The sequence below is a fragment of the Streptomyces sp. NPDC058576 genome (assembly GCF_042718715.1).
GTDB lineage: Bacteria > Actinomycetota > Actinomycetes > Streptomycetales > Streptomycetaceae > Streptomyces.
In genome coordinates this window covers 1-20,160 of the sequence record NZ_JBHXPF010000095.1, presented here as the reverse complement: position 1 = coordinate 20,160, position 20,160 = coordinate 1, and the positions used below count along the sequence as shown (strand labels likewise).

Below are 20,160 nucleotides of genomic sequence, written 5' to 3'. Positions count from 1 at the left end.
GGGATCCGGGCCTCGGCCGTGTTCATCAGTAGCGGGGACAGGATTTGAACCTGCGACCTCTGGGTTATGAGCCCAGCGAGCTACCGAGCTGCTCCACCCCGCGTCGGTGAACACCACCCTACGCCACGGAATACCTCTCGGTGACCACGAGAGGCTCCGCCCGCACGCCCGTCGGCGCTCACCCGAGCCTTTGCCTGCACACCCATTCCTGACGCAGCGTCAGTTCAGTAACCTGACAGTGTGTCAGCTAACTGGCCGGCCCCGCCTGTTCACCGGCGGGCCATCGAGCAGGAGTGGGCGGAACGATGCTTGGATCGACTCACGGCACCCTCACCACCGACTTCCGCGCCCGGGTGGTGGCCTGCGGCGAGGAGCCGCACGCCGCCGTCGTCAGCCTCCCGACGGCCTCGGCCCGGGGCGGCCTCGACGTCAGCGGGCGTCCGCTGCACCTGACCGTGCCCGACCTGGACCGCTTCTTCCGGCCCCGATCGGTGGCCGTCGTCGGCGCCTCGGACGCCGAGGGCCGGCCCAACACCGGTATCACCCGGCAGCTCCTCTCCTGGGCCGGACGGGTCGGGGCCCGGCTGCACCCGGTGCACCCGACCCGTACGTCCGTGTTCGGCCTGGCCTGCTTCCCGTCGGTCGGCGCGCTCCCCGAGCCGGTCGACCTGGCGGTCCTGCTGGTCGCGGACCCGCTCCCGGTGATCGAGGAGCTGGGCGAGGCCAAGGTGCCCTTCGCGGTGGCCTTCGCCTCCGGGTTCGCCGAGACCGGGGAGGCCGGCGCGGCCGCCCAGGCCCGGCTGGCGGCGGCCGTGGAGCGCTCCGGACTGCGACTGCTCGGGCCCAACACCAACCTCAACGCCTTCGAACGGTTCCGGGAGGACCTGGAGGGCCCCGCCATCGCCCTGATCACCCAGTCCGGGCACCAGGGCCGCCCGCTCCACGCCCTCCAGGAGCTGGGCATCCGGCTCTCGCACTGGGCCCCCACGGGCAACGAGGCCGACCTGGAGACCGCCGACTTCCTCGCGTACTTCGCCCAGCTCCCCGAGGTCGGGGCGGTCGCCTGTTACGTCGAGGGGCTCAAGGACGGCCGCTCCTTCCTGCTCGCCGCCGACCGGGCCGCCCGCGCCAAGGTCCCCGTCGTCGCCGTGAAGGTGGGCCGCACCGAGGCCGGGTCCGAGGCCGCCGCCTCGCACACCGGGAAGCTGACCGGCGCGGACCAGGTGGTGGACGCGGCGATGCGGCAGTTCGGGGTGATCCGGGTGGACGGCCTGGACGAACTCCAGGACACCGCCGCCCTGCTGGCCCGCGCCCGGCCGCCGAAGGCCGAGGGGGTGGCCGTCTACTCCATCTCCGGCGGCACCGGCGCGCACTTCGCCGACCTGGCGACGGCGGCGGGGCTCTCCCTGCCCGCGCTGTCCCCGGACAAGCAGGCCGAACTGCACACCTGGATACCGGAGTACCTCAACGTCGCCAACCCCATCGACAACGGCGGCCACCCGGTCGGCGACTCGCGCGGCCGGAAGATCATCGACGCGATCCTCGCGGACCCGTCGGTCGGGGTGCTCATCTGTCCGATCACCGGCCCCTTCCCCCCGATGAGCGACAAGCTCGCCCAGGACCTGGCGGACGCGGCGGAGGCCACCGACAAGCTGGTCTGCGTCATCTGGGGCTCCCCTGTCGGCACCGAGGACGCCTACCGCACCACCCTGCTCGGCTCCTCGCGCCTCGCCACCTTCCGTACGGCACGCAACTGCGTCACCGCCGTGAAGGCCTATCTGGACCACCACCGCTTCACCGACCGCTACCGCTCCCCCTTCGAGGACGCCCCGCGCACCCCGTCCCCCTCCTTCCGCAAGGCGCGGGGCCTGCTGCGGCCGGGCCAGCAGCTCAGCGAGCACGCGGCGAAGCAGCTCCTGCGCGCGTACGGGATCCGGGTGCCGCGCGAGCAGTTGGTGACCAGCGCGGCGGCGGCCGTACGGGCCGCCGGGCCGGTCGGCTACCCGGTGGTGATGAAGGCCTCCGGGCCCCGGCTCGCCCACAAAACGGAACTGGGCCTGGTGAAGGTCGGCCTCACCTCGGCCAGCCAGGTCCGGGACGCCTACCGCGAGCTGACCGACATCGCCCGGTACGAATCGGTGGACCTGGACGGCATCCTGGTCTGCCAGATGATCGACCGGGGCGTCGAGATGATGGTCGGGGTCACCCACGACGCCCTCTTCGGCCCGACCGTCACGGTGGGGCTCGGCGGGGTCCTGGTGGAGGTGCTGCACGACGCGGCGGTCCGGGTGCCGCCGTTCGGCGAGCGGGACGCCCGGGACATGCTCGGCGAGCTGCGCGGCCGGGCGCTGCTGGAGGGGGTGCGCGGCGGGCCCCCGGTCGATGTGGACGCGCTGGTGGAAGTGGTGCTGCGGGTCCAGCGCATGGCCCTGGAGCTGGGCGACGACCTGACCGAGCTGGACATCAACCCGCTGGTGGTGCTGGGCCGCGGGCAGGGCGCGGTGGCCCTGGACGCGCTGGCGGTGTGCCGGTGAGCGGGCAGGCGGGTGCCGGGCCGGAGGAGCGGGCGGGCTCGGGCGCGGCGGACGCCGGTCCGCGGGAGCGGGCGCGGGACGGCTCGGGCACAGCGGACGCCGGGCCGCAGAAGCGGGCGCAGGCTGAAGCGACCAGCGGCGCACCCGACCCCGGCCCGCACGCGACCAGCGGCGCACCCGATCCCGCCCCGCACGCGCCGGCGGCCACCGTCCTGCACGTGCTCGACGGCGGCGTCTCGTGGATCACCCTCAACCGGCCCGAGGCCATGAACGCCGTGACCTGGGACCAGCGGGAGCGGATCATCGCCCTGCTGGCCGAGGCCTCCGCCGACCCCGCCGTACGGGCCGTCGTGCTCACCGCCACCGGCCGGGGCTTCTGCGCGGGCGCCGATCTGCGCGGCACCCCGGCCCCCCCACGCGAACGGGTCCCCGGGGACGTCGCCCGGACGATCCGGCTCGGCGCTCAGCGGCTGATCGGCGCCGTCCTGGACTGCGAGAAGCCGGTGATCGCCGCCGTGAACGGTACGGCGGCCGGCATCGGCGCCCATCTGGCGTTCGCCTGCGATCTGGTCCTCGCGGCCGACACGGCGACGTTCATCGAGGTCTTCGTACGCCGGGGGCTCGTCCCGGACGGCGGCGGCGCGTATCTGCTGCCCCGGCTGGTGGGCCCGCAGCGCGCCAAGGAGCTGATGTTCTTCGGGGACGCCCTTACCGCGGCGGACGCAGAGCGGCTGGGCCTGGTCAACCGTACGGTTCCGGCGGGGGAGCTGGAGGCTCTGGCCAAGGAGTGGGCGGGCCGGCTGGCGAAGGGGCCCACCCGGGCCCTCGCCCTGGCCAAGCAGCTGGTGAACGCCTCGCTGGACGGCGACCGGGCCACGGCGTTCGCGGCGGAGGCGGCGGCCCAGGAGATCAACATGACCACGCGCGACGCCAACGAGGGTGTGGCGTCCTTCGTCGAGCGCCGCACTGCGGAGTACCGGGGCCACTGAGGGCACGCCCTAAGCCACCGGCGGGTTGAAGCGGTGGAAGGCGGGTTCCGACCAGCGCAGCGGGGAGGCGGCCGGGATCTCCCGTACGCCGGTGACCTCGAACTCCATGAGCCGCTCCGCCCCCGGGACCCGGGCCACCTCGTCCGGGTCCCAGACCGTGCGGGCGGATCCGGTCAGATGGAGGGACGCGCCCGTGTCCCAGCCGGGGACGAACAGCCCGGCGGCCGGGTTGAGTTCGAGGTTGCCGAGGGTCAGGAACATGCCGTTGCCCGCGTAGTCGGGCCAGCGCAGCAGCCGGGGCGTGAGCACCTGGACGAAGCCCGGATTGCCTCCCCGGTGCGAGGCGTCGGCGTCGCCCCGGTCGGAGGCGGTGGCGATGAAGAAGGTGTCGGCGGCCCGCAGCGTCTCCTGCTGCGCGGGGCTCAGGGCGTCACCGTCGGTGACCCCGCCCCGGTGCTCGCCCCTCTCCTCGCCGCCGTCCGGCGCGGGACGGCGGGGGTGGCGTTCCTGGATGTACTTGGGGCAGTTGGCGAGGGCCTGGTCGAGGTGGACGCGGAGGCCGTCGCCGTCCCGGACCGCCCGGCCGTTCATCCGCATCCGGCGACGGGTGGCGGGCTCGATGGCGATCATCCCGATCCGTGCGGCCGCGCCCCCGGCCTGCTCGCCGGCCCCGGACAGCAGGCCCGCCAGCGGGTCGTCGGGTGCCGGCAGGGCGTCGATGGTCAGGACGTCCGGTTCGGGAACGCCCAGGAAGCCCGCCTCGCCGGTGAGCTGGGTCGCCCAGATCCGCCCCCGCTCGTCCGTGCCGCCCAGCACCACGAAGGGCTGCCGGGCGAGGAAGTCCGCCGCCACCTCGGGAACGGTGGAGCCGATGGCCCGCTCCGCGCTCGCCGCCCGCCGCTGGAGACCCGACCGCTCCTGTACCGCGATCTCGCCGCGGTGGTATCCGCTCATGACCCTGCCCGCCCTTCCGTCGCAGCCTGGATCGACGCCTCATCGACGCCTAGAAGAAGCCGCAGGTGGGAGCACCGGCGGTGGGAGCGTCCGCCGGGTCGGCCCCGGTCGGCGCGTAGACCTCCAGGCGGATGCCGTCGGGGTCGCTGAAGAAGATGCCGCCCGAGGCGCCGCTCTCGCCGTGCGGCACGACGCCCTCGTGGGCGAACCGGGCGCCCCGCGCCCGCAGCGCCTCCTCGGTGGCCCGGACCTCCTCGACCGAGTCCACCTGGAACGAGAGGTGGTGGAGGCCGGGAAGGGCCGTCGCGAACGTCCCCTCGCTCTGCTGCCACAGGGTCACCAGCAGCCGGGAGTGCCGCCCCAGGAAGGCCCAGCGGCGGTCGGCGTCCTTGCCCTCGGCCAGCACCTCGAAGTCGAAGACCTCGCGGTAGAAGGCGGTCGAGCGGTCCAGGTCGGTGACGTTGAGGCCGACGTGGCCGGTCTGGAGGGTGCTCGCCTTGGTCATGGTCGGTCCCGTGCCTTCGGTCAGGGCCACGAGCCGATCTCGTAACCTTTCACCTTCATTTTGAGGGTTAGACCGGAGAGAGTCAACCGGTGATCTTCGTTTGGCCGGTTATCATCGGGAGTCCACACCCCGCCCCGCACGAGGAAGGACCCAGCCGTGACGCAGCCCCCCGGGGCGGACCCCCGGCCACTGACCGGCGAGCCGCTCTCCATCGACCTGCTGAACACCCGCTGGATCGACGGGGACGGGCCGCACGATCTGCTGGACTCGCTGTCCGGCCTGACCGTCTGGCTCGACAGCCCTCCGGTGCGCGAACACCTCGGCCCCGGCCCCGCCCCCACCGCCGACCGCGCCACCCTGGACCGGCTGCTCCTCGCCCGCAGGGCACTCGACGCCCTGGCCGCCACCGCCGTCCGCCACGACCCGGCCACCCCCGAGGACGCCGACCGGCTGAACGAGGTCCTCGCCCACGGGCGGATCCGCCGCACCCTGGGGCCCGACGGGACGCCGGAGTCCGTGGTGGAGGTGGACGAGCCGTCCTGGCGTCCCGCCTGGTACGCGGCGGAGAACTGGCTGCGGCTGGCCGTGGACCGGCCCGACCGCATCCGCCCCTGCGCGAACGACGCCTGCGTCCTGCACTTCCACGACGTGTCCAAGAACGGCACGCGCCGCTGGTGCTCCATGGCGGGCTGCGGCAACCGCGCCAAGGCGCAGCGCCACTACGCCCGGCGCTCCGGGGCCTGAAGCCCCGCGATCCACCGTCCGCACGGGTTCACTTCTGACGGACCGTCAGCTCTAATGGACGGCGTGATGGGACACGCAGGCATGGCCGCCACCGCCGTCCGGTACCTCAGGTCCGTCGGCGCCGCCACGACAGCCGCACCGGGGACACCGCCCGAGGCGCTTCCCCGGCCCGACCTGAGAGCCGTCCGGGACGACGAGCGGCTGCCGGTCGCGCCGGGCGAGTTCCGGCGCGTGCTGGGCCACTTCGCCAGCGGCGTCACCGTGGTCACCGCACGCGACGCGGACGGGCCGGCCGGCTTCGCCTGCCAGTCCTTCGCCTCGCTCTCACTGGACCCGCCGCTGGTGTCCTTCATGGTCGCCCGTACGTCGACGACCTGGCCGCGCATCGCCCGCGCCGGGGCGTTCTGCGTGAACATCCTGGGGGCCGGACAGGGCGCGCTGTGCCGGGGGTTCGCGGTGAGCGGCGCCGACAAGTTCGCGGGAGTGGCCTATGGGGACGCCCCGGCGACCGGATCACCGCTGCTGGACTCCGTACCGGCCTGGGTCGACTGCCGTATCCACGCCGTCCACACCAGCGGCGACCATCTCATCGTGGTCGGCCGGGTGGAGGCGCTGGGCGCGACGGAGGAGGGCGAGCCGCTGCTGTTCCACCGGGGGGCGTTCGGCCGGTTCAGCCGCTGAGTCGGCTCGAGGGACTTCGTCCTACGCGGTCGGCTTCACGGCTGCTTCCCGCCCCCTCAACGGCCCTCCGTATCCCGGCGGTGGCGACGCGGGCGGGCGCTGTGCACGTCGAGAACGGTCCGGAACTGCTCGTAAGCTTCGCCGAAGCGGCCCGCCGCCACGTAGGCGCGGCCCAGTCGGCTGCGGATGTCCATCTCCAGCCACGCGTAACTGGGTTCGGTGAGGGGCGACAGCAACTGGCTCTGAAGGAGCAGAGCCCGGTGATGGAGGGTGATGGCCGCGCCCGGGTTCCCCAGGCCCTCCTCCGCGGTGCCCAGCCGGGCAGGCTGCGTGCGCAGAGGAAGACGTCCCCGCCCTGCTGGACCAGGTCGACGGCGCGGTGGAGCAGACGCTTGGCTTCACGGTGCTGGCCGAGGCGGAGATGGACGTCGGCGGCGCAGCTCAGGGGCCTGCCCAGCATGCGCGGCCTGCCGTCCTTCTCCGCATGGGCGAGGGCGCCCGCGAAGCAGGTCAGCGCCTCCTCGTTCCGCCCCTCGAAGTAGTGGGCCAGACCGAGGATGACGCGTGCCATCGAGGCGACCCAGTCACTGTGCAGTCGTTCGGCCAGGTCCACCGCCGCCGTGGCATGGACGATGGCCCGATCGCCCTCGCCCATGCTCAGTCCGAAGCCCCGTCCGACCCAGAGGAGTTCTCCCGTACACGCGACCTCCGCCTCCGCGCATCACCGAAATTTCATCAGCATTGCAGCACCCCCGGCCAGGGTGGCGGTGTCGACCTCGCACAACCCGCACGAGCGGTCAGCCGGATGCCGGACCGGAAGACAGCCGTGCCGACGGCACCGGAGCATCACATCCGGAGTGGGTAACGCCCCTGCTGTCACGGGTAGTTCAGGGTGCAGGGGTCGTGTGACAACAGAACCGGCGCCGTGCCGGTGCGGACGAAGAGGGTGGCTGTGACCTATCTCGTGGAACTGCCGGTCAGTGGGACCGACGGACGGACGGAAGTGGCGAAGGTGCGGGTCGAGGCCGAGGGGGACGGTCTGGTGAGGGTCGCCCGACCGGGCCAGGTCGTTGCGCGGGCCACGCGCTCGCTGGGCGAGATGGTGGCCTCGGTCAGGCCGGTCGCCCAGAACTTCGTCGACGGCTTCCGGGGCATGGCCCACGGACCCGACGAGATCAGCGTCGAGTTCGGCCTGAGTCTGTCGGCCGAGGCCGACGTCGTGATCTCCAGCACCTCGGCACAGGCCAACTTCACGGTCTCGCTCGTCTGGAACCGTCCTCCCTCCGGTCCGTCCGCCGCCCCGTCCCCGGCTGCCCCGTCACCGACCGGCCCGACGGCCGATGCGGACGGCGGCCCGGCCGCGGACGGGGCGGTGGCGTGACGGCGGCCGGTGCGCGCACCGACGCCCTGGAAGCGGGGGTGCTCCAGATCCGTAACCAACGGGGCGAACCGGTCGGGCTGGGGTTTCTGGTCACCGACGAGCTGGCCCTGACCTGCGCCCATGTCGTCAGCGCCGCCCTCGGCACGGACCACGGCGCCGAGCCCGCCGCCGACGCCCGGATCGACGTCACGCTTCCGCTGCTGCGGGCCCCTGCCCCCGGCGTCCCGGACAGCGCGCCGCCGATCACGGCAACCGTCGAACACTGGGTCCCGCCCCAACCGTCCGGCGCCGGAGACGTGGCCGTGCTGCGCCTGGGAACCGTGGTGCGGGGCAGCCGGCCCATCCGGCTGGTGGACGAACCGGACGTGTGGAAGCACTCCGCGCGGGTCTTCGGGTTCCCGGCGGGCCGCCCCGGGGGCGTGTGGCACGCGGCCCTGCTCCGCGCGCGTCAGGCGCAGGGATGGGTCCAGGCCGACCTGGCCGAGGGCGGCTACCGGGTGTCCGGCGGCTTCAGCGGCAGTCCGGTGTGGGACGACGAACTCCGGGGCATCGTCGGCATGATGGCGGTGGCGGAGGAGGGCGAGCCCCCGGCAAGCTATCTGATCCCGACGGCAGGTCTGCTGGACGCCTGGCCCGGTCTGCGGCCCCTGGTGCTGCCGCCGTCGCCGTTCCGGTCCCTGGCGGCGTTCCAGGAGAGCGACGCCGCCCTCTTCCACGGCCGCCGGGCAGAGTCCGACCAGGTCGCCCGGATGGTCGCCCGCGAACGCTGGACCGCGATCGTGGGCCCCTCCGGCTCCGGCAAGTCCTCCTTGGCCCGCGCCGGAGTCGTGCCGAGACTGCGGCCGGACGGCACGTCGGTGCTTGTGCTGCGCCCCTCGGCGGGCAGCAGCCCGGTCGCCCGGCTGGCCCAGGAGCTGCTGGCGCTGCTGGAGCCCGGCCTGTCCGGGACCGAGCAGCTGGACCGCGCCCCGGTCCTCGGCCGGGCTCTGACCGGGGAGCGCTCGCTGGCCGACGTCGTCCCCCTGCTGCTCGACCGGCAGGGGACCCGCCGACTGCTGATCGTGATCGACCAGTTCGAGGAGCTGCTCGCGCGCGAGGCGGCGGCCGTCGACGAGCTGGCCTCGGTGTTGTTCGACGAGGCCCTGCCGGACACGGTGCGGATCCTGACCACGCTCCGGGCGGACTTCCTGGGCACGGTCCTCGACCACCCGGGTCTCGGCCATGCCTTCGACGGGCGGCGGGCCTACGCCCTCGGTCCGATGAGCACCGGCCAGCTGCGTGACATCGTCACCCTCCCGGTGGAGGCCGTCCCCGGCGTCCACTACGAACCCCACCTCGTCGACCGCATCCTCGACGACACCGGCGCCGAACCCGGCGCGCTGCCCCTGCTCGGCTTCGCCCTCGACCAGCTCTGGCGGGAGCAGCAGGAGGCGCACGGAACGCTGACCCACGCGGCGTACGAGAACATCGGCGGCGTCGCCGGCGCCCTGCACGACCACCTCGTCGAGGTCTGGGCCGCCCATGTCCCCGAGACCGACGAGGCGGCGGCACGCCGGCTGTTCACCCGGCTCATCCGGATACCCCTGGAGTCGGGAGGCGTCACCCGGCGCGTCGTCACCCGTACCGAACTCGGCGCCGGGGAGTGGCACGTCGCGCAGCGGCTCGCCGTCACCCGTCTCCTCGTCACCGGCCGGGACGCCGGAGGGACCGAAACCGTCGAACTGGCCCACGAGGCGCTCATCTCCAGCTGGGGCAAGCTGGCGGACTGGGCCGCGGAGGACCGTTCCTTTCTGGTCTGGCGTGAGTCCCTGCGCCACGACATGCGCCGCTGGACCACCGCCGGACGCCCGCCCGAACTGCTGCCGAGCATCGATGCCCTGGCGGGCGCCAAGCCGTGGCTGGACAGCCGCGGGGCCGAAATCGGTTCCGACGAGCACGAGTTCCTCGGGCTCGCCAGCGCCCATCACCGTTCGCGGGGCCGCAGGCGGCGGGCGCTCAGGTCCGGTTTCGGCATCCTCATCGTCCTCGCGGTGCTGTTCGGGGGGATGTTCGCGTACACGCGACAGCAGAGCGAGGAACGTCAGGCCCTGGCCGACTCGCGTTCCCTGACCCAGTTCTCGCAGGACCAGGCGGAGTTCGACCCCGCGCTGTCGGTGAAGCTGGCGCTCGCGGCGTACGACACCGCGGCCACCCAGGAGGCGCGCAGCCAGCTGCTGCGGCAGCATCTCGGTCTCTCGGGATCGACCCGCGTGCTCTCCGGTCTGCTCGGTACGGTCCGGCAGTTCCGGACGAGTCGGGACGGCGACGTCGTCTTCGCCCGGTCGGCCCTGGGCCGCGCGACGCTGTTCGTGAACTCCCTCACCGACGGCATGCGCGTCGAGCACTTCTCCCGCAAGGCGGTGTCCATGGTGATGGTCTCGGCCGACGGCAGCCGTGCCGCGTTCATCTGCGACGACGGGTCGGCCGGCTGGTTCGATGTGCGCCCGGATGCCGACCGGGTCATCGGACCTGTGCGTGAACTTCCATCGGAGAAGAACCTTTTGTACTACAACAACGCGTCCGACAGGGGGTTCGCGATGTCCCTGGACGGACGGATCGTCGTCGCCCGGACAGAGGACGCCCTGGTGTGGTGGGACCTGGACCGCCGCACCGCCGGGGGCCGGGCGCCCCTGCCGACGGACGCGGACGGCAAGCTGTGGATCGGCCCCGACAACCGGACCCTGCTGGTGGCGACCTCCGCCTACGACGGGAACCGGACGGACGCCGGACTGATCGAGGTCGACCGGGCCACCGGCAGAACGCGTACGGTCGCACGCGCCGCCGACCAGGTCCTGGTCTCGGGAGACCGGAAGGCGGTCGCGACCTGCCGCAACGGTACGTCGGGCATGGCGATCACCCTGCGGCGGATCTCGGACGGCGCCGAACAGGGCAGATACGCCCACGGCGACCACGCCACCTGCGCCATGCGGAGCATCGACCTGACCGGGCGCCGTGTCGCCACGGCCGACGAGAAGAGTCTCTCGCTGGTCGACCTCTCCCGGTCCGAGCTGATCAGCCGGTCCGCGCAGCTCGACGGCGTCATGGAATCGTCGGAGTACCTGGTGTCCCACCGGGGCAGGATCCTCGTGGCCGGGAACAGCGACTCCTTGATCAATTACGTCGAACTGCCCACCGAGCCCAACGTCCTGAAGGTGAGCGAGCAGAAACTCAGCGCGGACGGCGAGAAGCAGATCAGCCTCGTGGACGAGGGCGCGAGCCTGCAGGTCCACTCCGTGACGGCCGTGGCGGTCGATCCGCCGCTGGCCGAGGCGAAGCGGCCGCGACCGTACTGGTACCCCAAGGACGCATACCAGCTGGTGCTCGACGCGGAACGGACCCTGCTGGCCGACTGGGTCGCGAAGGACACCATCGTCATCCGGAGTACGTCCACTTTGAGGGAGACGTCCCGCATCACCGTTCCCGCACCACCGTCCCCCACCGACCTCCGGTACTTCTTCGACCGTGACAAGCGCCTGGTGACCGTCTCCGGAACCCTGGTGCAGCAGTGGGACACGCGCACCGGCGAGGAGCGCGCCCGCTTCGACACCAAGGCCCTGATGTCCGGGGGCCGGGCCGGCGCCGATCCGCCGACGACGCACGTCAGCAAATACCCCGAGGACGACCAGGTGGCCGTGCTCGTCTGGGGCGACCCCCGGCTCCGGATCGTCGACCTCACGACGGGAACCACCAAGGCGACGGTGAAGGTGCCCACCGATGCCGTCGCCGTACAGATCGACCCCAGCGCACGCTACCTGGCCGTCCTGCGCAGCGGAGGCCTGGTGGAGATCTGGCAGCGCGACCCGCTGCGCAAGGAACTGGGGCCCCTGCGCAGCGTGGCCGAGGACTCGGGGAAACCGTACGTCGCCAGCTTCATCGACGGGAAGGGCGGCTTCGTCGTGGCCGCCAACAGCTCCGTACGCGTCTACGGGGCCGGCGGCCGCGGCTACCGGGAGTCGTACGACTTCGGCCGCGCGCCCTCCAGCAGCATGCTGGGCGAAGGCGCTTATGTCTTCAGGGACATGACCCCGGACGGCAAGTCCGTGATCTACCAGAACACGGACAACACCGGCGGGCCCCTCCGCCTCGACCCGGCGGAGTGGCGGCGCGCGTTGTGCGAGGTCATCGGCAACCGGACGTTCACCGCCGACGAACGGGCCGCTGTCCCGGTACGGCTGCCTACCCGCCCGGCCTGTCCGTGACCGGGGCCCGGTCCACGGCGCGTCGGCGCCGGATCACCAGCGACATCAGCGCCGCCATCGCGCACAGCGCCCCCGCCGCGTACCAGACCACGTCGTAACCGCCGAAAACGTCCCGCGCGACCCCGCCGAGGAACGCGACCACCGCCGCGCCCACCTGGTGCGAGGCCAGCACCCAGCCGAAGACGATCGCGCTGTCCTCGCCGTACTGCTCGCGGCAGAGTGCCAGCGTCGGCGGGACGGTGGCGACCCAGTCGAGACCGTAGAACACGATGAAGAAGATCATCGGCGGCCGCACGTCGGGGCCGATCAGCAGCGGCAGGAACAGCAGGGAGATCCCGCGCAGCGCGTAGTAGACGGCCAGCAGCCTGCGGGCGTCGAAACGGTCGGTGAGCCAGCCGGAGAAGATCGTGCCGATGACGTCGAAGACCCCGATCACCGCGAGCAGCGAGGCCGCGACGGTGATGGGCATGTGGTGGTCGTGGGCGAAGGGGACGAAGTGGGTGCGGATCAGACCGTTGGTGGAGGCCCCGCAGATCGCGAAGGTGCCCGCGAGCAGCCAGAACGGCCCGGTGCGGGCCGCGTCGAACAGCACCCGCACCGTCCGGCGCGCGGCGCCCCGGGCCGGGGCGGGCTTCGCCACGTACGTACCGCCGTACGGGGCGAGCCCCACATCGGCCGGGTGGTCGCGCATCAGGAGCCAGACGAACGGGACGACGACGAGGGACGCCAGGGCGACCGTCACCGAGGCGGGCCGCCAGCCGTGTTCGTCGACGATCCAGGCGCAGAGCGGGAGGAAGACGAGCTGCCCGGAGGCGCCCGCCGCGGTGAGGATGCCGGTGACCAGGCCCCGCCGGGCCACGAACCAGCGGTGGGTGACGGTCGCGGCGAACGCCATCGCCATGGACCCGGTGCCGAGGCCGACCAACAGGCCCCAATAGATCATCAGTTGCCAGGAGGCCGTCATCCAGACGCTGGCGATCGCCCCGGCCGCCACCATGGTCAGCGCGATCGCCACGACCCGCCGGATGCCGAAACGGTCCATGAGCGCGGCGGCGAACGGCGCGGTCAGCCCGTACAGCGCCATGTCGATGGAGACCGCGAGCCCGATCTCGCCCCGCGACCAGCCGAACTCGGTGTGGAGCGGGTCGATGAGCAGCCCGGGCAGGGAGTTGAACGCCGCGCCGCCGATGATCGTCACGAAGGTGACGGCGGCGACGATCCAGGCCCGGTGGAAGCGGGGCCGGTGATGCGCGTCGCGGGGCGGCCGCCGGTCGTCCCGGGCGGCGCTTTCGATGGTCTCGGTCACGTGGACCAGCTTCTTGGCCTGCGGCTTTCCCTACGAGTGGCCTGAAGGACACGGTTCGCAGGAATCGGGCCACGGCCGACTTCCCGCCGCCCTCACCGAAGATCCACCGCCCGCACCCCGGCATGGACGCCCCAGGCCGCCGCCGCGCCCACCGCGTACCAGAACAGGTCCGGCGCGTTGAAGGTCGAGCCGAGGACCAGCCGGGCCGCCGTGCTGTGCGCCGACAGCTCCGCCGGTACGCCGGTGAGCTGCGCGAACTCCACCGCCCAGCTCAGGCCCAGGGCTGTGGAGGCCACCACGAGGGGCCGCGCGCGGGGTGCGCAGAGGACGGCGAGGGTGCAGAGCAGCACCGTGTAGAGCGCGCTCCCGGCGTACTTGGCGAAGGCCCCGTCCGACCCGGCGCGCACGGCCAGACCCGCGGCGACGGTGCCGACAGCAGCCACCGCCGCCACCGCGCGGACCGTGAGCGAGCGGGCCGTGGACGGCGCGGTCGTGAGCGGGCGGGCCGCGCGCGCCTGACCGGTGAACGGGCGGGACGTGCGCGCCTGACCGGTGAACGGGCGGGACGTGCGCGCGGAGGGACGCGCCGGGCGCCTCACGCGAGGCCGGTCCTCTTGAGCTGCCGGATCGGCCGAGCTACCAACAGCACCGCCACCACACCCAGGTTGATCACGGCCGCCGCCACCAGCAGTTCCGGCGCGCCGACCGCCTCGGCCACCGGGCCCGCCAGGGCGCGGCCCGCCGCGACCATCAGGAGCGAGCCCGCCACGTCGTAGGCGTGCAGGCGGTTCAGGGCCTCGGGCGGGACGTGTGTCTGGACCGTCGTGGACCACATCACCAGCCAGAACGCGGCCGACCCGCCCGCCAGCAACTGCCCGACAGCCAGCACCGGCACCGGCATCCCGAGCGCCAGCCACCAGGCTCACCGCCACCAGGGGCAGCGCCACCGCCCCCGCCGCCAGCGGGTGCGACGGGCGCAGCCGCAGCGCGAGGAGCCCCCCGACGACGCTGCCCGCCCCGTTCACCGCCATGAGCATCCCGTACGCGCCCGAGCCGTGCGCCTCGGTGACCAGGACGGCGGTCAGCGGGAGCATCGGGCCGAGGACCGCGAAGCCGTACACCGTCCACACCGCGATCACTCCCCACAGCCAGGAACGGGCCCGGAACTCCCGCCACCCGTCGACCAGTTCCGCGGCGAACGTGCCGCGTACCGTGTCGTCGTGCGGGGCCGGGGCCAGCCGCATCAGGAAGAGGCACGCCCCGGAGACCGCGAAGGTCGCCGCGTTCGCCGCGTAGACGGCCCCGGCGCTGGCGAGTCCGACGAGCGCCCCGGCGAAGGCGGGCCCGGCCATGGTCATCAGCGCCTCGGCGACCCGCAGGACGGCGTTGGCGCGCTGGACGTCGGTGGAGACGCGCGGCACGGTCGAGGCGACCCCGGGCTGGAAGAGCGCCGCGCCGACGCCGGCCACCGAGCTGAGGACGTACACCGCCCAGAGCGGCGGATTGCCGGTCGCGAAGGTCACGGCCAGCACGGAGGCGCCGATCAGCCGCAGGGCGTCGGCGATGATCATCATCCGGCGCGGAGTGAACCGGTCGGCCAGCACCCCGCCGAACAGGACGAACACCGCCAGCGGCCCCATCCAGGCGGCGAGCGCGAAGCCGACCGAGGAGGCGGGCCGCCCCGCACCCAGCAGTCCGGCGGTCAGGGCCACCGGGATCATGCCGTCGCCGAAGAGCGCGACCGTACGGGCCACGAAGAAGTAGCGGAAGTTGCGGTTCCACAGCCGCGCGGGACCGGGGGCGGACCCGAAGGAGGACCCGGTGCCCCAGCCCGTTCCGGCGGGGCCGCCCGGTCCGGCAAGTCCGGCCGGTCCGCCGGGATCGAGCGGGGGCAGCGTCGGGACGGGGTCCGGGGGCGGGGACGTACGGGCGTCGCACGGGGCGTCGGGAATGGACGCGCGCTCTGTCGGCTTCTCCATCACGCCGCTAACCTGTACCAGCTCGTGGTCTATACCACTACCGATTTTCGTGTGATCTTCGAGGAGGCCGCCATGCCGCACCGCGTCGTCGTTCTGGCCCTCGACGGGCTGCTCCCCTTCGAACTGGGCATTCCTCAGCGGATCTTCGGCCGCAGCCTCGGCACGGAGACGGGCGGGAAGGGCGGCAAGCTGTACGACGTGGTGACCTGCTCGGTCCGCCCGCCGGGTCCGGTCCGGACCGACGCGGACTTCTCCATCCTCGTGGAGCACGGCCCGGAGGCCCTCGCCACCGCCGACACCGTGGTCGTCCCCGCCTCCTACGAGCTGGGCCCGGTCTTCGAGGAGGGCCGGCTCACCGAGGAGCTGGCCGCCGCGCTCGCCCTGGTGCGGCCCGGCACCCGGATGGTCTCCATCTGCACCGGCAGTTACGTCCTGGCGGCGGCCGGATATCTCGACGGCCGTCCCGCCACCACGCACTGGTCCTCCGCAGACCACTTCCAGCGGACCTTCCCGCAGGTCAGCGTCGATCCGGACGTCCTGTTCATCGACGACGGCGACGTCCTGACCTCCGCCGGGGTCGCCGCCGGGATCGACCTCTGCCTGCACCTGGTGCGGCGCGACCACGGGACGGCCGTCGCGAACGAGATCGCCCGCCGCACGGTCGTGCCCCCGCACCGGGACGGCGGGCAGGCCCAGTACATCCACCGCCCCGTCCCCGAGCCGCAGTTCGCGACCACGACCACCGCCCGGGCCTGGGCACTGGCCCGTCTGGAGCGGCCGATCCTGCTGCGGGACATGGCGGAGCAGGAGGCGATGAGCGTACGGACGTTCACGCGCCGGTTCCGCGAGGAGGTCGGGATCAGCCCCGGCCAGTGGCTCACCCAGCAGCGGGTGGAGCGGGCCCGGCAGCTGCTGGAGTCGACCGACCTGTCCATCGACCAGGTGGCCCGGGACGCGGGCTTCGGCACGGCGACCTCGCTGCGCCAGCACCTCCAGGCCGCCCTGGGCGTCCCGCCGACGGTCTACCGGCGTACGTTCCGGTCCTCGGCGGGCACCGTTTCCTGAGCCGCCCGGCCGGCCGTCAGCCCCGCCGCGCCGTCAGGTCGGCCAGTTCCGACTCGAAGAGCAGGGCCGGGTCGAAGGACATGCCGGTGAAGTGACCGGCCAGCTCCAGGGACAGCACGCCGTGCAGCCGGGTCCAGAACGTGAGGGCCCGGTGCAGGACCCCGGGCGGTGCGGGGTGGTCCCCGGCCCAGTCGCGGTGGTCGGCGAGATGGGCGCCGAACGGGGTGGCGGGCGCGTCCGGTTCGAGGGCCGTCCAGGCGGTCAGGAGGTCGGCCATGATCTCCTGCGAGATGCCGGTGATCTCCTCGGGCGCGTGGTAGCCGGGGACGGGGGTGCCGTAGATGAGGAAGTACCGGTGGGGGTCCGCCAGGGCCCAGTCGCGCAGGACGTGCGCGAGGCCCGCCGGGTCGGCCCCGGCCCCGGCCGCCGCGTGGACGGCGTCGGCGAGGCTGCGGTACGCGTCCCGGATGAGCTCGGTGATCAGCTCGTCACGGCCGGCGAAGTAGCGGTAGAGCGCGGGGCCGCTGACGCCCATCTGCTTCGCGATCGCGTTGAGGGAGAGCGCGGAGGCCCCGGCCTCGGCGATCTGCTGCCACGCGTACTCCTTGACCTCCGTCCGCACCTGGGCGCGGTAGCGCTCGCGCGGGGTCACCGCGCCGGCTTTCGCCCCGGTCTTCGCACCGGTTTTCGCGCTCCCCTTCGCACCGGCCTTCGCGTCGGTCTTCGCGTCCGTCTCCGCCATGGTCCGCCACCTTCCCCGGCCCTCGGAGGCACCTGAAAGATACCCACTCAAAGTTTCGTTAGAAGGTATCACGAAAGTGGTTGACCCCTCGGATCCGCATCCGTTATAACTTCTCACGAACGCAGCAGCTTCTATCGAGAGGTTTCCGTCATGTCCCGTGCCCGTACCGCCGCCGCCCTGCTCTCCGTCCCGCTGATCATGGCGGGCGTCCTCTCCGCCGCCACCGCGCCCGCCGGGGCGACGCCGCGTCCCGCGAAGTCGCTCACCTGCCAGGGCAAGGGGGTCGACGCCGGGGCCAAGGTCCGCGCCCGGACCGAGACCGTGATCGACGCGCCGCTCAGTGCCGTCTGGAAGCTCCAGACCGACGTGGAGCGCTGGCCGAGCTGGCAGACCCACGTCACGAGCATGGACCGCCTCGACCACGGCCCCTTCCGCCCCGGTTCGGCGTTCCGGTGGACCACCCCGGTCCCGCCCAACCCGGCGACGCCCGCCACCAGCCTGGACATCACCTCCACCGTCGAGCAGCTGAAGCGCGGCTCCTGCATCCGCTGGACCGGTCCCGCCGTCGGTGAGGGGCTGCACATCGACGGCGTACACGTGTGGAGCTTCCAGCAGGTCAGGGGCGGCGTCCTCGTCCGGACCGAGGAGACCCACACCGGCGAGCAGGTCGACGCAGACGTCCCCTACGCCACCGAGATCCTGAAGCAGGGCCTCGAAGCGTGGCTCGGCGAGCTGAAGACCGCCGCCGAGGCCCGGTCCTGCTGAGCCCGAGGCCGGGTCAGAAGACCAGGACCCCCCGGGCCACCCGCCCGTGGTGCGCGTCGTCGGCCGCCTTGGCGAAGTCCTCCACCGGATACGTCCCGGTGACCAGCTCGTCCAGCAGCAGCCGGCCTTCCCGGTAGAGGTCCGCGTACAGGGCGATGTCCCGCTGCGGGCGCGAGGAGCCGTAACGGCAGCCCAGGATCGATTTGTCCAGGTACATCGAGGAGACGACGAACGACGCCTCGGCGCTCGCGGCAGGGACGCCCAGCAGGACCGCCTGGCCGTGGCGGTCCAGCAGGTCGATCGCCTGGCGGATCAGCTCGGTGCGGCCGACGCACTCGAAGGCGTGGTCGGCCCCGTCGGGGAGGATGTCCCGTACGCCGTCGGCGGAGGTCAGGAAGTGCGTGGCGCCGAACTGCCGGGCCACCGCCTCCTTCGCCGGGTTGCTGTCGACGGCGACGACGGTGAGCGCACCCGCCAGCCGGGCCCCCTGGAGCACGTTGAGGCCGATGCCGCCGGTGCCGATGACCACGACGGTGTCGCCCCGGTCGACCTTCGCCCGGTTCAGGACGGCCCCGACGCCGGTGAGCACCCCGCAGCCGATCAGGGCGGCGGAGGTGAGGGGCAGGTCCGCCGGGATCCTGACGGCCTGGACGGCGCGCACCACCGTACGTTCCGCGAAGGCGGAGTTGGAGGCGAACTGGAACACCGGCTGCCCGCCCCGCGAGAACGGCCGCCCGGGCCGCCCGATCGCCTTGCGGCACATGGTCGGCCTGCCCCGGTCGCACTGGGCGCAGGCCCCGCAGTTGGCGAGGGTGGACAGGGCGACGTGATCACCCGGCGTCACATGGACGACGCCGGGCCCGACCGCTTCCACCACCCCCGCGCCCTCGTGGCCGAGGACGACGGGGACCGGGAAGGGGATCGTGCCGTCGATCACCGACAGATCGCTGTGGCAGAGTCCGGCGGCGGCGATCGCCACCAGCACCTCCCCGGGGCCCGGGTCGCGTATCTCCAGGTCGTCGACGACCTCGGTCCGTGTGCCGTCGAAGACGACGCCTCTCATCTCGGCTCCCTCGGTAGGCCGAGCACCCGCTCGGCGATGATGTTCCGCTGGATCTCGTCGGAGCCGCCGTAGATGGTGTCGGCCCGGCTGAAGAGGAACAGGCGCTGTGCGTAGTCGAGTTCGTACGGTCGCTGTGCCGTCCACGGCTCCGGCCCGACGGCCCCCGCCTCCCCCGCGACCGCCACCGCCAACTCCCCGAGCCGCTGGTGCCAGCCGCCCCACAGCAGCTTCGCCACGCTGGGCACGCCCGGGTCGCCGGTGGTGCCGAGGGTGCGCAGGGCGTGGTGGCGCATGGTGTCCAGCTCCGCCCACTGCCGTACGAGCCGGGCCCTGATGACCGGGTCGTCGGCGGCACCGCTCGCCACGGCGGCGGCGACGACCTGGCCCAACTCCGCGGCGAACCCGATCTGCTGGGCGAGGGTGGACACCCCGCGCTCCAGGGCGAGCAGGCCCATGGCGACCTGCCAGCCGTTGCCCTCCCCGCCGACGACTTCCCCGGCCCGGGCCCCGTCGAGGAACACCTCGTTGAACTCGCTGGTCCCGGTCAGCTGCCGGATCGGCCGCACCTCGATCCGGCCCGGCTGGTCCATCTCCAGCAGCAGGAACGACAGCCCGCGGTGACGGGTGGAGCCGGGGTCGGTGCGGGCGAGGACGAAGCACCAGTCGGCGTCCAGGGCGAGCGAGGTCCAGATCTTCTGCCCGGTCACGGCGTAGCCGCCCGCCCCGTCCGGTACGGCCGCGGTGCGTATCCCGGCGAGGTCGGACCCCGCGCCCGGTTCGCTGTACCCCTGGCACCACAGCGTCTCGCCCCGCGCCACGGCCGGCAGATGGCGCTGCTTCTGCTCCTCGGTGCCGTACGCGATGAGGGTCGGGGCGAGGAGGTTCTCACCGATGTGGCCCATCCGGGCGGGGGCGGTGGAGCGGGCGTACTCCTCGGCCCAGACGACCTGTTCGGCGAGGGTCGCGCGGCGGTTGCCGTACGTCTCCCCGTCCTCGCCGGGCCAGCCGATGCCGATCCAGCCGGCCTTGCCCAGCTCGCGTTCCCACGTGCGGGGGTGGGGGGTGGGGGTGTCGGCGAGACGGCCCTCCAGCCAGGTACGCACCTCGCTACGGAAATCCATACGTGCCTCCTTCTCCTGGGGGCTCCGCCCCCAGACCCCCGCTCCTCAATCGCCGGAGGGGCTGAGTGTGCGGACCGGTCCGCGTCTCCAGCC

General features: G+C 73.0%; 16 protein-coding genes, 1 tRNA gene and 1 pseudogene. 8 read left to right on the top strand and 10 right to left on the bottom strand.

Translation table 11 applies throughout. The features are described from left to right. Window positions 1-29: 29 nt before the first annotated feature. Window positions 30-103, bottom strand: a tRNA-Met gene (locus ACFWRV_RS34840). A gap of 202 nt (window positions 104-305) precedes the next feature. Here ACFWRV_RS34840 and ACFWRV_RS34835 point away from each other — a divergent pair. Further along, window positions 306-2,534: an acetate--CoA ligase family protein gene (locus ACFWRV_RS34835; protein WP_384339975.1), complete on the top strand. Its 2,229-nt coding sequence runs from the start codon at window positions 306-308 to the stop codon at window positions 2,532-2,534. A 212-nt stretch (window positions 2,535-2,746) separates the two neighbouring features. Then, entirely contained in the window at window positions 2,747-3,523 is a 777-nt protein-coding gene (locus ACFWRV_RS34830) for an enoyl-CoA hydratase/isomerase family protein (protein WP_384339983.1), read from the top strand. 9 nt (window positions 3,524-3,532) lie between these two features. Here the strand turns inward: ACFWRV_RS34830 and ACFWRV_RS34825 are convergent, their stop codons facing one another. Then, entirely contained in the window at window positions 3,533-4,477 is a 945-nt protein-coding gene (locus ACFWRV_RS34825; protein WP_384339973.1) for a pyridoxamine 5'-phosphate oxidase family protein, read from the bottom strand. Window positions 4,478-4,526: 49 nt separating this feature from the next. After that, window positions 4,527-4,982, bottom strand: coding sequence for a VOC family protein (locus tag ACFWRV_RS34820; RefSeq protein WP_384339971.1), 456 nt, complete (start codon window positions 4,980-4,982; stop codon window positions 4,527-4,529). A gap of 156 nt (window positions 4,983-5,138) precedes the next feature. On the opposite strand from ACFWRV_RS34820, the gene ACFWRV_RS34815 reads away from it, so the two are divergent. Then, window positions 5,139-5,726, top strand: coding sequence for a CGNR zinc finger domain-containing protein (locus ACFWRV_RS34815; RefSeq protein ID WP_384339969.1), 588 nt, complete (start codon window positions 5,139-5,141; stop codon window positions 5,724-5,726). Window positions 5,727-5,807: 81 nt separating this feature from the next. After that, window positions 5,808-6,407, top strand: a complete 600-nt coding sequence (locus ACFWRV_RS34810) for a flavin reductase family protein (protein ID WP_384339981.1) — start codon at window positions 5,808-5,810, stop codon at window positions 6,405-6,407. A 56-nt stretch (window positions 6,408-6,463) separates the two neighbouring features. Here the strand turns inward: ACFWRV_RS34810 and ACFWRV_RS34805 are convergent, their stop codons facing one another. Further along, entirely contained in the window at window positions 6,464-6,643 is a 180-nt protein-coding gene (locus tag ACFWRV_RS34805; RefSeq protein ID WP_384339967.1) for a hypothetical protein, read from the bottom strand. A 716-nt stretch (window positions 6,644-7,359) separates the two neighbouring features. Between ACFWRV_RS34805 and ACFWRV_RS34800 the strand changes: the two genes are divergently transcribed. Together ACFWRV_RS34800 and ACFWRV_RS34795 are read left to right on the top strand one after the other, a co-directional pair. Next, window positions 7,360-7,788 (top strand): CU044_2847 family protein, encoded by a 429-nt coding sequence (locus ACFWRV_RS34800; protein ID WP_384339965.1) that lies wholly within the window; start codon window positions 7,360-7,362, stop codon window positions 7,786-7,788. Beyond that, the gene (locus ACFWRV_RS34795) at window positions 7,785-12,026 is read left to right on the top strand and encodes a trypsin-like peptidase domain-containing protein (protein WP_384339963.1); all 4,242 of its coding nucleotides are present in this window, start codon (window positions 7,785-7,787) and stop codon (window positions 12,024-12,026) included. Before ACFWRV_RS34800 ends, ACFWRV_RS34795 begins: the two co-directional genes overlap by 4 nt. On the opposite strand, the gene ACFWRV_RS34790 is transcribed toward ACFWRV_RS34795, so the two are convergent. From ACFWRV_RS34790 to ACFWRV_RS34780, 3 genes and pseudogenes are all read right to left on the bottom strand, one after another. Continuing rightward, the gene (locus tag ACFWRV_RS34790; RefSeq protein WP_384339961.1) at window positions 12,004-13,332 is read right to left on the bottom strand and encodes an MFS transporter; all 1,329 of its coding nucleotides are present in this window, start codon (window positions 13,330-13,332) and stop codon (window positions 12,004-12,006) included. The two genes, ACFWRV_RS34795 and ACFWRV_RS34790, sit on opposite strands and share 23 nt — an antisense overlap. A 92-nt stretch (window positions 13,333-13,424) precedes the next feature. Next, window positions 13,425-13,739: a DUF2809 domain-containing protein gene (locus ACFWRV_RS34785; protein WP_384339979.1), complete on the bottom strand. Its 315-nt coding sequence runs from the start codon at window positions 13,737-13,739 to the stop codon at window positions 13,425-13,427. A gap of 188 nt (window positions 13,740-13,927) precedes the next feature. Continuing rightward, window positions 13,928-15,311 (bottom strand): annotated as a pseudogene (locus ACFWRV_RS34780) (MFS transporter). Window positions 15,312-15,383: 72 nt separating this feature from the next. Here ACFWRV_RS34780 and ACFWRV_RS34775 point away from each other — a divergent pair. Then, window positions 15,384-16,376 carry a GlxA family transcriptional regulator gene (locus tag ACFWRV_RS34775; protein WP_384339977.1) on the top strand — a complete coding sequence of 331 codons (993 nt, stop codon included), beginning with the start codon at window positions 15,384-15,386 and terminating at the stop codon, window positions 16,374-16,376. Window positions 16,377-16,392: 16 nt separating this feature from the next. Here the strand turns inward: ACFWRV_RS34775 and ACFWRV_RS34770 are convergent, their stop codons facing one another. Then, window positions 16,393-17,118, bottom strand: coding sequence for a TetR/AcrR family transcriptional regulator (locus ACFWRV_RS34770; RefSeq protein WP_384339959.1), 726 nt, complete (start codon window positions 17,116-17,118; stop codon window positions 16,393-16,395). Between the two features lie 150 nt (window positions 17,119-17,268). Here ACFWRV_RS34770 and ACFWRV_RS34765 point away from each other — a divergent pair, with 150 nt between their 5' ends. Continuing rightward, window positions 17,269-17,883: an SRPBCC family protein gene (locus ACFWRV_RS34765; RefSeq protein WP_384339957.1), complete on the top strand. Its 615-nt coding sequence runs from the start codon at window positions 17,269-17,271 to the stop codon at window positions 17,881-17,883. A 13-nt stretch (window positions 17,884-17,896) separates the two neighbouring features. On the opposite strand, the gene ACFWRV_RS34760 is transcribed toward ACFWRV_RS34765, so the two are convergent. Together ACFWRV_RS34760 and ACFWRV_RS34755 are read right to left on the bottom strand one after the other, a co-directional pair. After that, the gene (locus tag ACFWRV_RS34760; protein WP_384339955.1) at window positions 17,897-18,946 is read right to left on the bottom strand and encodes a Zn-dependent alcohol dehydrogenase; all 1,050 of its coding nucleotides are present in this window, start codon (window positions 18,944-18,946) and stop codon (window positions 17,897-17,899) included. Beyond that, a complete protein-coding gene (locus ACFWRV_RS34755) occupies window positions 18,943-20,067 on the bottom strand; it encodes an acyl-CoA dehydrogenase family protein (RefSeq protein ID WP_384339953.1) in 1,125 nt (374 codons plus the stop codon). Before ACFWRV_RS34755 ends, ACFWRV_RS34760 begins: the two co-directional genes overlap by 4 nt. Window positions 20,068-20,160: the final 93 nt, after the last annotated feature.

What these genes read in the sequence shown, in the direction of transcription:
- ACFWRV_RS34820 (WP_384339971.1), bottom strand. Translation starts at nt 4,982, where the DNA reads ATGACCAAGGCGAGCACCCTCCAGACCGGCCACGTCGGCCTCAACGTC.
- ACFWRV_RS34765 (WP_384339957.1), top strand. Translation starts at nt 17,269, where the DNA reads ATGTCCCGTGCCCGTACCGCCGCCGCCCTGCTCTCCGTCCCGCTGATC.
- ACFWRV_RS34825 (WP_384339973.1), bottom strand. Translation starts at nt 4,477, where the DNA reads ATGAGCGGATACCACCGCGGCGAGATCGCGGTACAGGAGCGGTCGGGT.
- ACFWRV_RS34835 (WP_384339975.1), top strand. Translation starts at nt 306, where the DNA reads ATGCTTGGATCGACTCACGGCACCCTCACCACCGACTTCCGCGCCCGG.
- ACFWRV_RS34775 (WP_384339977.1), top strand. Translation starts at nt 15,384, where the DNA reads ATGCCGCACCGCGTCGTCGTTCTGGCCCTCGACGGGCTGCTCCCCTTC.
- ACFWRV_RS34810 (WP_384339981.1), top strand. Translation starts at nt 5,808, where the DNA reads ATGGCCGCCACCGCCGTCCGGTACCTCAGGTCCGTCGGCGCCGCCACG.
- ACFWRV_RS34755 (WP_384339953.1), bottom strand. Translation starts at nt 20,067, where the DNA reads ATGGATTTCCGTAGCGAGGTGCGTACCTGGCTGGAGGGCCGTCTCGCC.
- ACFWRV_RS34770 (WP_384339959.1), bottom strand. Translation starts at nt 17,118, where the DNA reads ATGGCGGAGACGGACGCGAAGACCGACGCGAAGGCCGGTGCGAAGGGG.
- ACFWRV_RS34760 (WP_384339955.1), bottom strand. Translation starts at nt 18,946, where the DNA reads ATGAGAGGCGTCGTCTTCGACGGCACACGGACCGAGGTCGTCGACGAC.